This is a genomic window from Chryseobacterium cucumeris (assembly GCF_001593385.1).
GTDB lineage: Bacteria > Bacteroidota > Bacteroidia > Flavobacteriales > Weeksellaceae > Chryseobacterium > Chryseobacterium cucumeris.
Window position 1 is genome coordinate 159,142 of record NZ_LUVZ01000046.1, and the last position, 15,334, is coordinate 174,475.

Sequence of the window (15,334 nt, forward strand, 5' to 3'; positions counted from 1 at the left end):
TATTTACCCAACTTCAAAAAATAATTGATGAAAGTTTTAAAATTCGGCGGAACATCAGTCGCCCATTCTCAGAATATATTACTGGTGGAAAAAATCATACAAAGAGAATCTTTAAAGAGCAAAGTTGTTGTTATTGTATCAGCACTTCATGGTGTTACTGACCAACTGATTAAAGCTGCGGAATATGCTTCTGTAAAAGATGAAAATTATATTCAAACGGTTCAAAATCTTGAAGAAAAACACATAAATCTGGTAAAAGAACTTTTTCCAATCGCAGAACAAAGTTCATGGTTAAGTTTTGTAAAAAAACATTTTAATGATATCGAAGAGCTCTGCAACGGAATTGCTGTTCTTGGTGAATTGACAGACAGAATTAAAGATAAAATTGCTTCTTACGGAGAATTTCTGTCTTCAAATATTATTGCAGCAAGACTCCAACAAGAAAAATTAGATTGTATATGGATGAATTCTGCAGAGCTGATCAGAACAGACAGTAATTTCACCAATGCAAAAGTAAATTTTAAATGGACTGATATTAACATTGTCAATTTCCTGAGTAAAACCCCCAACCGCATTATTTTAGGACCTGGGTTTATTGCTCATGATGAAAAAAATAATACAACCACATTAGGAAGAGGAGGTTCCGATTATACTGCTTCTATTATGGCGGCGGCCGTTGATGCAGAAGAACTTCAGATCTGGACAGATGTAAGTGGGATGATGACTGCTGACCCACGTCTGGTTTCCAATGCTAAACCTATTTCTGAAATTTCTTATCATGAAGCAATGGAACTATCACACTTTGGGGCAAAAGTGCTTTATCCGCCTTCTATTCAGCCTGTGATGGTAAAAAACACAAACCTGATCATCAAGAATACTTTTGATCCGGATTCGTCAGGAACTTTAATTTCTGATCAACTGAAATGCTCAGAAGATACAAAGCAGATTGCAGTAGGAATTTCAAATATGAACAATATTGCCCTGCTTACCCTTGAAGGCAGTGGAATGGTAGGAATACCCGGAATTTCAGCAAAATTATTTCAATGCTTAAGCCATGAAAAAATAAATGTAATTCTTATCACACAAGGATCTTCAGAACATTCTATCACCATTGCTATTGAAGAAAAAGAAGTTTTGCGTGCTGAAGATGCTATCAACTCTTCTTTTGCAGATGATATTAACCTTAAGAGAGTCTATGATATAAAGATTGAGACAGAACTTTCCATTGTAGCTTTAGTAGGAGAAAATATGAAAAGTAGAAGTGGTGTGAGTGCAAAAATGTTTGGATGTCTCGGAAATAATGGAATCAATATTAGAGCGATTGCACAAGGGTCTTCAGAAAGAAATATCAGCATTGTCATTTCAGAAAAGGATAGTAAAAAAGCAGTTAATGTGCTTCATGAGGAGTTTTTTGAATCTGAAATAAAGCAAATCCATCTGTACATCTGTGGAACAGGAAATGTAGGTTTAAAACTGATTCAGCAGATTTATAACCAAAATGATTATTTAAAAGAAAACTTTTTGATCAACCTGAGAATTGCAGGCATTTCCAATAGCCGTCATATGATGTTTTCAGATCAGGGAATATCAAAAAACAGCTATGCTAACTGGGAACAACATGGTGAAAAAGCCTCTGCCAGAGAATTTGCTGATGAAATTATCCGTCGAAACCTTAGAAATTCGGTTTTCATTGATGTAACAGCAAGCGCTGACATTCCTGAAGTGTATGAAAGCTTATTAAAAAGAAGTGTGAACCTCGTAGCCTGTAATAAAATTGCAGCTTCTTCAGATTTCAAAAAATATAAAACTTTAAAAAATACCGCGCGAAACCACAGCTGTAATTTCTATTTTGAAACCAATGTAGGAGCTGGGCTTCCGGTCATAGGAACCATTAATGATCTCATCAAAAGCGGAGATCAGATTCAATCCATTAAAGCTGTACTGAGTGGAACATTGAATTTCGTATTTAATGAGTATGACGGCAGCAGAACATTCTCTGAAGTTGTGGCACAAGCTCAGAAAGAAGGATATACAGAGCCGGATCCAAGACTTGATCTGTCCGGAACGGATGTAGCCAGAAAAATTTTAATTCTGGCAAGAGAGGCAGGATATCCGCTTCAGTTTGAAGATATTGAAAACATTGGTTTTCTGCCTGAAGAATGCATGCAGGGAAGCGTTGAAAGTTTTTACGAAAAGCTTACAGTATATGAAGATCACTTCAAAAACTTATTGAATAAAGCTAAAAGCGAGGGCAAAATATTAAAATATGTCGCAGAATTTGAAAACGGAAAAGCCAAGGTAGGCTTGCAGCATATTGCTCCGGAAAGTGATCTGTTTCACTTATATGGAAAGGACAATATTGTCATTTTTAAAACGCTGAGATATTCTGAGCAGCCTTTGGTTGTAAAAGGAGCTGGTGCAGGAGCTGAGGTAACGGCAAGCGGAGTTTTTGCAGATATAATCCGTTCTATTTAAAAACAGAGTTATGAAAAAAGTAAAATTAAAAGTCCCGGCCACCGTGGCCAATCTGGTTTGTGGATTCGATATTTTAGGAATGGCAGTCCATGATCCTTATGATGAGATGGAGTTCAGATTATTGGAAACTCCTGACATTATTATAAAACATACAGACTCTTTCGGACTTCCTGAAGAGCCTTCCAGCAATGTTGCCGGGATTGTTCTCTTAAAAATTCAGGAACACCTTAATCTGAAAAACGGCTTTGAAGTTATTATTCATAAACATATAAAGCCCGGAAGCGGGCTCGGCTCCAGTGCGGCAAGTGCCGCCGGAGCCGCCTTCGGAGTCAATGTATTATTAGGAAACAAACTTTCCAAAGAGGAAATGGTTTATTTTGCCATGTTTGGGGAAGAACTTGCTTCAGGAGTGCGCCATGCAGACAATATCGCACCATGCATCTATGGCGGAATCACCTTGGTAAAATCTACCGAACCAATTGATATCATCCCTCTGAACAGTCCTGATTTATTCGTAACCACCGTTCATCCGCAGGTGGAAGTTAAAACCTCAGATGCCAGACAGATTTTAAAGAAAAATATCACCTTAAAAAGCGCTGTTGAACAATGGGGAAATATAGCCGGACTTGTAGCCGGGATTCAGAAAAATGATTTCCCGTTGATTGGCAGAAGCCTCAACGATGTGATTATAGAACCTATCCGTAGTATTCTGATTCCGAAGTTTGACGAAATCAAAGAAAAAAGCTTACAGATAGGATCTTTGGGAGGAGGAATTTCCGGATCAGGACCTTCCATTTTCATGCTGTCTGAACAAAAAGAAACGGCAGAAAAAATTGCTCAGATGATGAAATCAGTCTATGATGAAATTGATATAGAAAGTTTTGTATATGTATCAAAAATAAATCCGGCAGGAATTCAGATTGTTGAAGAAAATTAACCTTAAAAAACAGAAATGAAATATTACAATTTAAAAGACCATCTGGAAAAAATTGATTTCAGAGAAGCAACAATAAAAGGCCAGGGAAAAGAAAAAGGGTTGTTCTTTCCTGAAAACATTCCTCAGTTAAATGAAGAATTTATTCAAAATCTTCATCAGTATTCCAATGAAGAAATTGCATACAGATGTATGAAAGACTTTGCAGGAGATGACATTCCTTCGAAAATACTCAAAGAAATTGTAGCAGAAACCGTGAGTTTTGAGATTCCTTTAGTAAAAATTAATGAACAGATATCTATATTGGAGCTTTTTCATGGTCCTACTCTGGCTTTTAAAGATATTGGTGCGAGATTTATGAGCCGCTGCCTGTCTTATTTTCTGAAAAATCAGCAGAAACAAGTAACTGTTCTTGTTGCCACTTCCGGCGATACCGGAGGTGCTGTTGCCCATGGATTTTATAAAATTCCGCAGATTAATGTCGTTATTTTATATCCTAAAAACAGGGTAAGTCCGGTACAGGAGAAACAGTTGACAGCATTAGGAGAAAATATTTCGGCTATAGAAGTCAATGGCAGTTTTGATGATTGTCAGAATCTTGTCAAGCAGGCTTTTTCAGATGAAGAAATCAACAGTCAGTTATTTCTGACGTCTGCCAACTCTATCAACGTTGCAAGATGGCTTCCCCAGCAGATTTATTACTTAATAGCTTTGAAACAATGGATTCAACAGCATAAAGAGCATCCCGTAATCTGTGTACCAAGTGGTAATTTCGGAAATATCTGTGCCGGGGTTTTGGCTTATTTCAGAGGTTTACCCGTAAGCCATTTTATTGCGGCCTGTAATGCCAACCAGGTAGTTCCTGACTATTTTAAAACTCAAAACTACCAGCCCCAAAAAGCGATTGCTACTCTATCCAATGCTATGGACGTAGGAGATCCGAGTAATTTTGTACGAGTTCTGGAGCTTTTCGGGCATCAGTTTGAAACTGTAAAAAATAAAATTTCGGCTTATTCCATTGATGATGACCAAACCATGGGCACTATCACAGAAGTTTATGCCAAATACGGATATGTTCTGGAGCCTCACAGTGCCGTAGCCTTTGCGTCAATGGAAAAATATCTAAAAGAAAATCCCAATCAAAAAGGATTTATCCTGGGTACTGCTCATCCGGTAAAATTCCCTGATGCAGTGGAAAAAGCAATTCATACTCAGATTGAAATTCCTGAATCGTTGAATGAGCTCATGAAAAAGGAGAAAAAAACTGTAGAAATAAATTCAGATTTTGAAGAATTAAAACGATTTTTGCTTCATAAAATCTGAAGCAATGAGCAAAATATATCTTGAAGATGTAAGAATATACGCGTACCATGGCGTACTTCCTGAAGAAAATATCATCGGTACCTATTATATTCTGAATGCAGAACTTCATACAGATCTGTGGAAAGCAGCCACTTCCGACGATTTGCATGACACGATAAGTTATGCAGATATCAACGATATTCTTCACGGTGAAATGAAAATAAAATCCAAATTACTGGAACATGTAGGAGGAAGAATCATCACAAAAATTCATGACAGCTTTCCACAGGTCGATTATATTAAATTAAAAATCACCAAAACAGCTCCACCTATGCAGGGAGAAATGAAAGGTGCAAGTATTGAGTTGGAAAAAAGCTTTAAACCAGAAAATTAAATTGCTTATTTTCGTTTCATTAAAAAAACATATAAATTGAAATTCGTTAAAATATTATTTTTAGTAGCGGGAATCAGCGTTTTTGGTCAAGCTGGTGTTGACAATCAGTTGGCGGCTTATAACTTTCCGAAGATCAGATCCAGTATTACAATGCCTGTGACCATCCCCCTTTCGGAACTCAGCAACATGATCAATGCTTCCGTGAAAGATCTGGTGTACCAGGATGATTCTTATACAGACAATAATAATGATCAGTTTAAGGTAAAAGTGTGGAAGACCAGACCTATCCGCCTTGTAGGAGGAACCAGCCAGAATCTGCTGATTGAAGTTCCTTTAAAAATATGGGCAGAAAAAGGAATTGGTACACTAGGAGTATATACCTATCAAAATACCACTTTCGAAACGGTAATGTCTTTCAATACCACTGTTACTTTTAAAAATAACTGGACCATTACTACGAATACCAGGCCCAATGGCTTCAGATGGGTAACAAAACCTGTTCTGGACTATGGAAGAATACAGATTCCTATTACCTCCATTGTTGAAAAAAGCTTAAAAGAGCAACAGGAAAAATTCTGTAAAACTATTGATCAGCAAATGGCTACACAGCTGAATTTCCAGCAATATGCCTTGATGGCATGGAATACTTTCCTTCAGCCCTTCAATATTTCTGAGGAATATAATACATGGCTGAAAGTAAGTCCTGTAGGTGTCAATATCACTCCTTTAAAGTTTTATGGAAACCAGATCAATGCTACTCTTGGTGTGGATATCTTTTCTGAAACTTTTACAGGGAATAAACCTGCCGCCTCTTCCCCGGTAACCAGTGTTGCCAATTTTAATACAACCCCTACAGTTGCTGACAAGTTTATTCTGCAGACTACAGCCAATATTCCTTTTACAGAAGCAAGCAATATGGCGAGAAAAACTTTCCTGAATAAGGAATTTGATATTCGCGACTCCAAAGTAAAAGTAACAGACATCAGAGTGTACGGTGTTGATAATAGAGTAGTTATTGAGGCTCAGACTGATGGCTATATAAAAGGTACTTCTATTATTTCAGGAATTCCGGTGTATGACGAAACCAAAAGAAAAATTGTATTGTCAGAAACCAAATTCAAACTGAAAACTACCAATATTCTGCAGAAAACCGCTTCCCTCCTGTTTCAGGGGAAAATCGTAAAAATGATTGAAGAAGAATATGGTATTCCAACTCAGGAACTGGAAGAAACTTCAAGAAAAAGCATTGAAGAAGCCTTCAACAAAGAGTATTATAAAGGATTAAAGATGAACGGAAAAGTTTTCAATCTTAAACCTAGTAAAATTCTGCTCAGTAATACAGGAATTACTGCAGTTATTGATACGAATGCCTCATTAAAGCTACTTGTCAATGGGTTCTAAAATTTTAAACTTAAAACTAAACTAAAAAACTAAACCAAAAACTAATAACCGACCATGAGAAAATATTTAGTAATTGTAGATCGAAACAGAGCTGAAAAGCTGACCAGATTTGCTAATTTTATTATTGACAGAGTTGTAATCTCAGTTTTTTTTCTTGCTTTAGGTTTTATTGCTTCGTTACTGTACAGCCTTGCCAATATTGACTTTCTTATCAACATTGTTTATAAAATGTCTGAAATGAATAGATTTCTTGATATACTAATAACCTCTCTTATCTACTTTATGTATACTTTTTTGATAGAATATTTTACTAAAGGACGATCCATAGGCAAATATATTACTGGAACAAAAGTTATTTGTATAGATGGGACTGAGCCTACTTTTAATGATTATCTCATCAGGAATATTTCAAGAATTGTTCCTTTTGATACGCTTTCCTTTTTCGGAGAAAATGGCTGGCATGACAAATGGAGTGAAACAAGGGTAATTAACATGAAAAATTATCAGGCTGAAATTCAAGCAAAAAGCGAAATTGAGGATCTTGGGAAGAAAGAAATTGCTTAAAAACTTTTGTTCATAAAGAAATTTTACTATATTTGCACACCTCAAAAATGGTAAAAATGGTACTTTGGCCGAGCGGCTAGGCAGTGGTCTGCAACACCATCTACAGCGGTTCGAATCCGCTAGGTACCTCAAAAAAAACCTCTAAATAATTTAGAGGTTTTTTTGTTTTTATACTTTTAGCTTTTTTAGTATTCCGTTCTTTTTATCATCAATAGAACCTATGAAAAAATTACTAGTCTTCTTCTTCATTTCATTTGCTCTTGCTCTGTTGAATGGATATTTTTTTAATTTCCTTAATGATACCTATTTTCATTTTGATGTCAATCAAAATAGAAACAAGAATATCTCGAAAGAAGAACTAAACTTCATTGCAATATTTATCGCCCCTTTTCTGGAAACTTTTTTATTTCAATATCTCCCCTACCTAGTTTTAAGCAAATGGATGAGAATCAGGAATAGAGTACTTTGTATTATCATCATGAGTATCATTTTTGCCTCCATGCATTATTATAACGGGCTATATATTGTTATGACATTTTTTGGAGGCATCATTTTAAACAATCTTTATATTTATTATTTCAGGCACGCCCATGCCTACAGTTTTATGCTAACAGTATTCTTTCACGGGTTATTCAATCTGTACGGCTTTTTATTTATAATGTAATATAACCTGCCTCTTTTAATGATACAAAAAAGCCCTTCAGATCACAGAAGAGCTTGATAAATAATGTAAAAAGTAATGATGGATAGAAAATTATCTCCTTCAAAAATAGAGGATTAATCCAACATACTTTTATGAGTAGCGTCATATTAGGGCAAAAAAAAATCCTCGGAAATTCCGAGGATAAAAACTAATAACCATGAAAACTCAAATTAAACATGAGTTACATTTCTATATTGAAAAATCGTGCCAAGAATAATGATTTTGAGAAAAAAAATTATTTTCTTGTTGTGACACAATTTTCACCAATTCAACATTTAAAACAGATTTTACTGATCGTTTAAAAACCTCTTCATAATTACCTTTAATAATTTCAGATAAATCTAATGCTCCGGCAAAAGTATTAAAAAAAAAATAATTTACATTTTAATAAAAAAAAATTTACATTCAAGACATAAAAAAAATTAAAAAGAGCTGATCTGCCATAAAAAGTATTTCTAATAACAAATTGGCACACTCGCCACATCCATCAAAAAAAATATTAATCATCATGATATAAAAGATCATATCAATCCTTCATATAAAAAGCCCCCAAAAATGGAGGCCTCAAAAAACACAAATGATGAAAAAAAATTTTATATCAGAGATAAAAATTATTTTATCTATTAATTCTTAGCCAAAGATATACCAGTCTTTTTTTTTATTTTATGAGTATAATCATAAAATTATTATTTCTTTTAAGTACGGAATTTTCAGGTCATACACTTTATTTCTCAGAAAAAGACAATAATCAAAATCTACATGATAATGGTTATCGGGGTGAAATATCTTATTCTTTAAAAAAACATAACACACTCCCTGGTGTGCAAAATATAAGAAAAAAAAATCAAATATATAATGACTGAAGTTATGTTTTCCGTATATATTATTTTATAATTTTATACTATAAATTCAAAAAGACCGTGGCAAATTTTTCTATACTTATAGCAAACTATAATAATGGAAAGTATTTCAAGGAGTGCTATCATTCATTAATCAATCAAACCTATGAAAACTGGGAGGTAATAATTATTGACGATGCTTCTACAGACAATTCGGTTGAAATTATAGAGTCTCTGATCAAAGATGACTCCCGCTTTAAGCTTTATCATAATGTTCTTAATGAAGGCTGTGGATCTACGAAAGCCCAATGCATGAAATATGCTCAGGGAGATCTATGTGCGTATCTTGACCCTGATGATGCTCTTCATCCTGAGGCACTGGAAAAAGTAACACTGGAATTTACAGACAGAGATGATCTTGCTGCCGTATATTCTCAAATGATACTTTGCAACGAGGACCTTGTTCCGGAAAAAATCTATACAGGTACTAAACAAATTTATAACAATCGCTATTTCTTCAACTATCCTATTCAGTTTGCCCACTTTTTCACGTTTAAAAGAGAGATTTATTTAAGAACTAAAGGAATTAATCCGAATCTGAAAAATGCGGTAGATCAGGATCTTTATCTGAAAATACTGGAGCAAGGGGAAGTAAAATACCTCAAAGAACCTTTGTATCTCTACCGACTCCATTCCAATGGAATTTCTCAGGATAAAGCAAAACAAAGTGCAAAAGATTCTTTTGCAAGAGTAATCCATGAAACGATGAAAAGACGGGGAATAAAAACCATTAACAACAAAATAGTTCCTGAGTTTTTTACCAGTTCAAATGAAATTTTTAATCTTCTGAATTACCAAACCAACAGAATGCACCGCATCATGAGTAAAATAAAAGTTACTTTAGATAATATATAAATCAAAGGCTGCTCTATTTGAGCAGCCTTTGATTATAAAATATGGAATGAAATTGTTTGTAATAAAAGTATCCGTTTTTGAACAATTATTATATGCGTAAAATCATAAAAAGCAATAAAATGAAAAGGCCTCCGTCAGGAGGCCTAAAAAACACAAATGATGAAAAAAATCTATTTAGAAAAATCCAAACAGAATATTGTAGAATCATTCAACATCACCAATATATTTTACATTTTCTAAGCAGAAAATATAATACAATATCACAACAGAAGAATGAATACTTTATATTAGAATCAAGCAGCCCTCCGAAGAATAATCAAAAATAATCCGCATTACGAAAATGCTTTATAGGTTATACTCATCTAAAAACCATATAAAATTATTGAATGATTGAAAATATCTCCATCTCTGGGATGGGTAAATTTAGCTAAATATTTGTTTGCTCACAAGGCTTATTCTTCCCAAATGATCGGAATATATATGGTAATATATCCATCAGAATCTACCTGTGCATCAGAAACTGTTGCAACTACTGTTCCATAGCCAACCCATCCTCCTTGTCCCTGCATTGCCGAAAAGGTATAAGTTCCCGCAGGAAGACCATTATAATATTGTGGAACAGATTGAAATCCGCCACTATAATATGTATCATACACTTCCCCGGTCGTCATATTTTCTGCAAGGAAACTTCCTACATCATAATTTCCTGACAGAATTTTTGTTCCGTTTTTAGAAAGAAGGCCATACCGGATCTTATAAGTCTGAGTTATTGGTGATTTATCAGCTATTTCTGAACTGCCTTTATGGGGTTCTGTTATTTCCTTGAAGGAAAACGATGTTGTAACAGCCAGCAATCCAATAAATGCTGATACTGTAAAAATTGATTTTTTCATATTAAAAAGTAATTTGGTATTCAAAAATACTCAACTTATATGAATTTAATAAAAACTATCAATGAAATAAAATTTACAAATACTTTTAAAAACAAAAAAAGAAAATTGAAAGCATATGTATAATGTTTACTTTATTTTTTTTTATCCTAAAAAATCATACAACCTAAAATAACCAACCTTTATTTTTCAACCTTTGAAATCTACCATCAATAGTACAAAACTGATCATTATATAAAATTAACTCTCTTTTCAATTATCACTTTTAACACTTATTAACTAAAATTTGGCTTCATAATTGAAAATAGAATTAAAATCAAAGTCATTTTGGCTTTATCGTATTAAAATTTGAATTATGAGAAAGATAGTATTAGCAGGTTTTTTATCCGTCTTTTTAATGACGGCCTGCAAGAAAGATGACAGTGTTGCAGAAAAGTCACTGGAAGCACAGAAACTTGAATTTCAGGCCAGACAACTTGAAATAGAAAAACAAAAACTGGCTATTGAAAAGGAAAAAATGGTATATGAAGCGCAGAAAAAAGCAGATAGTGTATCAGAAAGCAAAAAAGCGAGAGCTGCTGCTGAAAATAATTCAAAACCACAGGTGATCAGAGAAACACGAACAATATATAGAGACAGAAACTCTAATTCTGGCTCAGGAAGCAGCAACGGAAGTTATGCCAATAACGGAAGTGGTACATCACAGGGAACTACTCAGAAAAAAGGATGGAGTAAAGCTGCCAAAGGGACCGTCATTGGTACTGTAGGTGGAGCTGCTGTCGGAGCCATAGTTGCTAAGAAAAACAGAGGATTAGGAGCTGTAATCGGAGGTGTTGTAGGTGGTGCAACCGGATATACCATTGGTAGATCACAAGATAGAAAAGACGGAAGGGTACAACCCCGCTAATAAATATTTTAATGATAAAATATAAAGATTGCTTACTTTTAAGCAATCTTTTTTTATGATAATGATTCTGTTTTCTTCCATTTTCATCATTCCTGCCCTGATGGGCTGGGGAAAGATCATGGAAAATATATGGGGAATTTTATTTCAGGGGATCTCTGGAAAAATTTTAGCCGGAATTATGGGAATCAGTATTATATGGACAGTGATTTCTTTTTTTATTCCCTTAAATATCAAGGTGGAAGTACCTTCAATACTATTGGGACTATTTTCTTTCTTTATAAATAAACTTTATCAGGACTTTCGTCAATTTTCAAAAAAGGATTTTATAATATTAAGTGTAAGTTCTCTGACTGTTATATTCGCAGGGTCTTTCTATCCTTATATATTGGATCATTTTGGGTATTATATTCCTACATTGAAATGGCTTACAGAATATGGACTTATAAAAGGCATCTCGAATATAGACCTCACCTTAGGACAAATGTCTGTCTGGCATATTTTTCAGGCAGGGTTTTCGAATTTTTCTGATCCATTTTTAAGAATCAATTCTATACTGCTTATCATCTACAGTATGTATAGTATTGAAAAGAAAAACTGGATCCATCTTTGTTTTCTGCCCATCTTATTACTGTTTTCACAGTCTCCTAGCCCGGACCTTCCTGTGATTATCTTTTCTGTGATTATTTTAAATGAAATTATAGCTGGAAACAGAAATATCACGCTCCTCTTTGCATTTTCAGTTTTTGTCTTTACCATAAAACCTACGATGATATGGCTTCCTATTTTGGTTTTCTTAAACTTTGTTTTTATTTTTAAAAGCAACTTTAAACAATTTCTTTTAGGGAGTTCAATTCTTTTTTTATTCTTCGTTAAAAACATCTGGACATTCGGATATCCTGTCTTTCCTATAGCAATAGGTGATCTGGGGCTATCCTGGAAGCCCAATTCCGAAGTTTTAAAAATTTCTTCTCAGTTCGCGATCATGAAAACCTATGATATGCAGTATACCTATGAGGAAATCCAAAATTTTTCAACATGGGATTATATCAAAAACTGGTTTTCTCTGGAAGGAATAAAATCCAAAATCAATATTATCTTTATTCTGAGCTTAATTATTTTCATAGTATTCGCCTGGATAAAAAAGAAAAAACTTATCACCCTGATCTGCATTTCATTGTTGATAAAAAGTATAATAGTTCTTGCATTTTCAGCCCAGTACAGATTTTTTACAGATGTCTTATTTGCAATATCCTTTATTTTATTTTACGACTATTTTGATCAGAAAAAATCCATTATTGTCTTTTCAACACTTAGCTTATTCTTTATTTCAATATTATCTTTTCCGGGAATTATTCAAAAATATATTCCAAGTTTCCGGGTGGGAAGTTTTATGGCCGGATTTGAAAAAGAGCAGATATACAAACCTTCAACCTATGAATATCAGCGGTTTGACAGATTTAAAGTAGGGAATTTAAAGTTTAATGTTTCTCAACATTACCCCTATAGTTTTGATACTCCACTTCCTGCAATTACTCCGGCTTATCTTTTTGATGATGTAAATGCAGGTATTTTTCCACAGCTTTCAGATAAAAATGATATTAAAAAAGGGTTTATCCCGAAAAAAATGACTTCTGAAGAAAAAGAGGAAGCCCAAAAGGTTATCAATACTATCAAAAACAATGATAAATAGAACAAATCCAGAAACTTTATTATCTGAAGAAAAAAAGGTAATTTTGTATCATGTTCAACACATTAGGTAATCTTCTTAGTCTTACAACATTTGGAGAAAGTCACGGAGTGGCTTATGGCGGTATCATTAATAATTTTCCGGCAGGTTTAACGGTAGATCTCGATAAAGTTCAGTATGAACTGAACCGAAGAAAACCTGGCCAGTCGGCAATCGTTACACAAAGAAAGGAAAGCGACACGGTAAAGTTTCTTTCAGGAATCTTTGATGGCAAAACAACAGGTACGCCCATCGGTTTTATCATTGAAAACGAAAATCAGAAATCGAAAGATTATGATCACATTGCTGGCGCATATCGTCCAAGCCATGCTGATTTTACTTATGACCAGAAATTTGGTTTCAGGGATCATCGTGGTGGCGGAAAATCTTCTGCAAGAGAAACAATGAATTGGGTAGTGGCAGGAGCCCTTGCCAAACAACTTTTACCCAACATTGAGATCAATGCTTACGTTTCTTCCGTAGGTGATATTTTCTGTGAAAAGCCTTATCAGGCTTTAGACTTCTCCCAAACAGAGAGCAATGATGTTCGTTGTCCGGATACTGAGACGGCAGAAAAGATGATTGCAAGAATCAAGGAGATCAAAAAAGAAGGAAACACAATCGGAGGTACCATCACTTGTGTGATTAAAAATGTTCCTGTGGGAATTGGTGAACCTATCTTTTCAAAACTTCAGGCTGAGCTGGCAAAAGCAATGCTGAATATCAATGCCTGCAAAGGGTTTGAATATGGAAGCGGTTTCTGCGGAGCTAAAATGACAGGAAAAGAACATAATGATGCCTTCAATACGGATTTCACTACAAAGTCTAACCTTTCCGGAGGTATTCAGGGTGGAATTTCCAACGGAATGGATATCTATTTCCGTGTGGCTTTCAAACCTGTAGCTACTATTCTGAGACCTCAGGACAGTATTGATAAAGACGGAAATCCAGTCATTGTAGAAGGAAAAGGACGTCACGATCCTTGTGTAGTTCCAAGAGCAGTTCCTGTAGTGGAAAGTCTTGCGGCATTTGTACTGGCAGACCTGTTTTTGATCAACAAAACAAGAAATATCAATAATTTTTAACATAAATATTTTTGGTAATGAAAAATTACTGGGATAAAGGAATTTCGTTTGAAGAATATCTTCAGATTGCAAAAGAAAGATTAGAAAATCCTGCCAACCAACAGGAGGCTGACTATAAACAATATTACGAGCTGGGTCTTCAGAGAATGGACAGAACGGTAAAAAAATACGTTCCGGATGAAGATCAGCTGAAAGAACTGGCTGCCAAAAACTTTGACGGAAAGATTTTAATCATTTCTGAAGCATGGTGCGGAGATGCTAGTGCAACAGTACCTGCTCTTTTCAGATTTTTTGAAGGACACAATGAAGTAAGAGTCTTCCTGAGAGACAGTGATAAAAGTTTAATCAACCAATTTTTAACGAACGGTACAGAATCCATTCCGAAAGTACTTATCCTTGACAAAGACCTGAATGTGAAAAATTCATGGGGTCCACGTCCTAAATATGGTTATGAACTTCTGATGAAATATAAAGCCGATCCTGAAGCCTATCCAAAAGATACTTTCTATAATGATCTGCAGATTTATTATGCCAAAAACAGAGGAAAAGATGCTGTTCAGGAAATTTTGGATCTTCTATAACAATAGATATGAAAAAAAGTATTATTTATATTGTAATCATAGCAATCATTGGCGTTGTTGCATTTGTACCGGGAATAAGGAATTTTCTTAAGGATACATTCTTTCCGGTAGCCACCATTGAAAATGCGGTTCATATCAGCGAAGAAGATTATGATATAGAACTTAAAGGAATTAATGCACCGAGCACCAACCTTAAGAATTTTAAGGACAAAGGGGTTTTCCTCAACTTCTGGGGAACATGGTGCCCGCCTTGCAGAAAAGAATGGCCTTCTATTCAGAAACTGTATGATACAAGAAAAGATCATGTTGATTTTGTTTTAATTGCCATGAATGATAAGGAAGAGGATGTAAGAAAGTTTTTGAAAGAAAATAATTATACCGTTCCTGTATATATTGCTCAAAGTCCTATTTCCGAAAAAATTCTTCCAAAGGTATTTCCTACCACTTTCCTGCTGGATAAACATGGAAGAATCCTTATTAAAGAGGATGCTACAAAAGACTGGAACACAGAGACTGTGCATCAGTTTATTGACAATATTATCAAATAATATTTTAACTAAATTTTATAATTTGTTGGTACAGGATTTGCGAATTTTATAGCGTTGAAAAATTTATTAA

The 15,334-nt window shown here is 34.5% G+C and carries 14 protein-coding genes and 1 tRNA gene; 14 read left to right on the forward strand and 1 reads right to left on the reverse strand.

Annotated elements, in window-relative coordinates:
- Positions 1-27: 27 nt before the first annotated feature.
- From thrA to A1704_RS22555, 9 genes are all read left to right on the forward strand, one after another.
- The gene (gene thrA / locus A1704_RS22510; protein WP_062676235.1) at positions 28-2,475 is read left to right on the forward strand and encodes a bifunctional aspartate kinase/homoserine dehydrogenase I; all 2,448 of its coding nucleotides are present in this window, start codon (positions 28-30) and stop codon (positions 2,473-2,475) included.
- A 10-nt stretch (positions 2,476-2,485) separates the two neighbouring features.
- Positions 2,486-3,412, forward strand: a complete 927-nt coding sequence (locus A1704_RS22515) for a homoserine kinase (RefSeq protein ID WP_062676236.1) — start codon at positions 2,486-2,488, stop codon at positions 3,410-3,412.
- A gap of 15 nt (positions 3,413-3,427) precedes the next feature.
- Positions 3,428-4,732, forward strand: coding sequence for a threonine synthase (gene thrC / locus A1704_RS22520; RefSeq protein WP_062676237.1), 1,305 nt, complete (start codon positions 3,428-3,430; stop codon positions 4,730-4,732).
- 4 nt (positions 4,733-4,736) lie between these two features.
- Positions 4,737-5,105 carry a dihydroneopterin aldolase gene (folB, locus tag A1704_RS22525; protein ID WP_062676238.1) on the forward strand — a complete coding sequence of 123 codons (369 nt, stop codon included), beginning with the start codon at positions 4,737-4,739 and terminating at the stop codon, positions 5,103-5,105.
- 36 nt (positions 5,106-5,141) lie between these two features.
- A complete protein-coding gene (locus tag A1704_RS22530) occupies positions 5,142-6,506 on the forward strand; it encodes a DUF4403 family protein (protein WP_062676239.1) in 1,365 nt (454 codons plus the stop codon).
- Positions 6,507-6,560: 54 nt separating this feature from the next.
- Positions 6,561-7,070, forward strand: a complete 510-nt coding sequence (locus A1704_RS22535; RefSeq protein ID WP_062676240.1) for an RDD family protein — start codon at positions 6,561-6,563, stop codon at positions 7,068-7,070.
- Positions 7,071-7,128: 58 nt separating this feature from the next.
- Positions 7,129-7,199: transfer RNA gene (locus A1704_RS22540), tRNA-Cys, on the forward strand.
- Between the two features lie 91 nt (positions 7,200-7,290).
- Positions 7,291-7,734 carry a CPBP family intramembrane glutamic endopeptidase gene (locus tag A1704_RS25105; protein WP_062676241.1) on the forward strand — a complete coding sequence of 148 codons (444 nt, stop codon included), beginning with the start codon at positions 7,291-7,293 and terminating at the stop codon, positions 7,732-7,734.
- A 959-nt stretch (positions 7,735-8,693) separates the two neighbouring features.
- Positions 8,694-9,527 carry a glycosyltransferase family 2 protein gene (locus A1704_RS22555; RefSeq protein ID WP_062676243.1) on the forward strand — a complete coding sequence of 278 codons (834 nt, stop codon included), beginning with the start codon at positions 8,694-8,696 and terminating at the stop codon, positions 9,525-9,527.
- Between the two features lie 452 nt (positions 9,528-9,979).
- On the opposite strand, the gene A1704_RS22565 is transcribed toward A1704_RS22555, so the two are convergent.
- Positions 9,980-10,420, reverse strand: a complete 441-nt coding sequence (locus tag A1704_RS22565; protein ID WP_062676245.1) for a hypothetical protein — start codon at positions 10,418-10,420, stop codon at positions 9,980-9,982.
- A gap of 352 nt (positions 10,421-10,772) precedes the next feature.
- Here A1704_RS22565 and A1704_RS22570 point away from each other — a divergent pair, with 352 nt between their 5' ends.
- The 5 genes from A1704_RS22570 to A1704_RS22590 are packed head-to-tail and all read left to right on the forward strand — an operon-like array spanning position 10,773 to position 15,264.
- Positions 10,773-11,324, forward strand: a complete 552-nt coding sequence (locus tag A1704_RS22570) for a glycine zipper domain-containing protein (protein ID WP_062676246.1) — start codon at positions 10,773-10,775, stop codon at positions 11,322-11,324.
- A gap of 55 nt (positions 11,325-11,379) precedes the next feature.
- On the forward strand, positions 11,380-13,014 hold the full coding sequence (locus A1704_RS22575; RefSeq protein ID WP_062676247.1) for an LIC_10190 family membrane protein: 1,635 nt from the start codon (positions 11,380-11,382) through the stop codon (positions 13,012-13,014).
- A 50-nt stretch (positions 13,015-13,064) separates the two neighbouring features.
- Positions 13,065-14,135, forward strand: coding sequence for a chorismate synthase (gene aroC, locus A1704_RS22580; protein WP_062676248.1), 1,071 nt, complete (start codon positions 13,065-13,067; stop codon positions 14,133-14,135).
- A gap of 17 nt (positions 14,136-14,152) precedes the next feature.
- The gene (locus tag A1704_RS22585; protein WP_062676249.1) at positions 14,153-14,716 is read left to right on the forward strand and encodes a thioredoxin family protein; all 564 of its coding nucleotides are present in this window, start codon (positions 14,153-14,155) and stop codon (positions 14,714-14,716) included.
- A gap of 8 nt (positions 14,717-14,724) precedes the next feature.
- Positions 14,725-15,264: a TlpA family protein disulfide reductase gene (locus A1704_RS22590; RefSeq protein ID WP_062676250.1), complete on the forward strand. Its 540-nt coding sequence runs from the start codon at positions 14,725-14,727 to the stop codon at positions 15,262-15,264.
- The last annotated feature ends 70 nt before the right edge of the window (positions 15,265-15,334 follow it).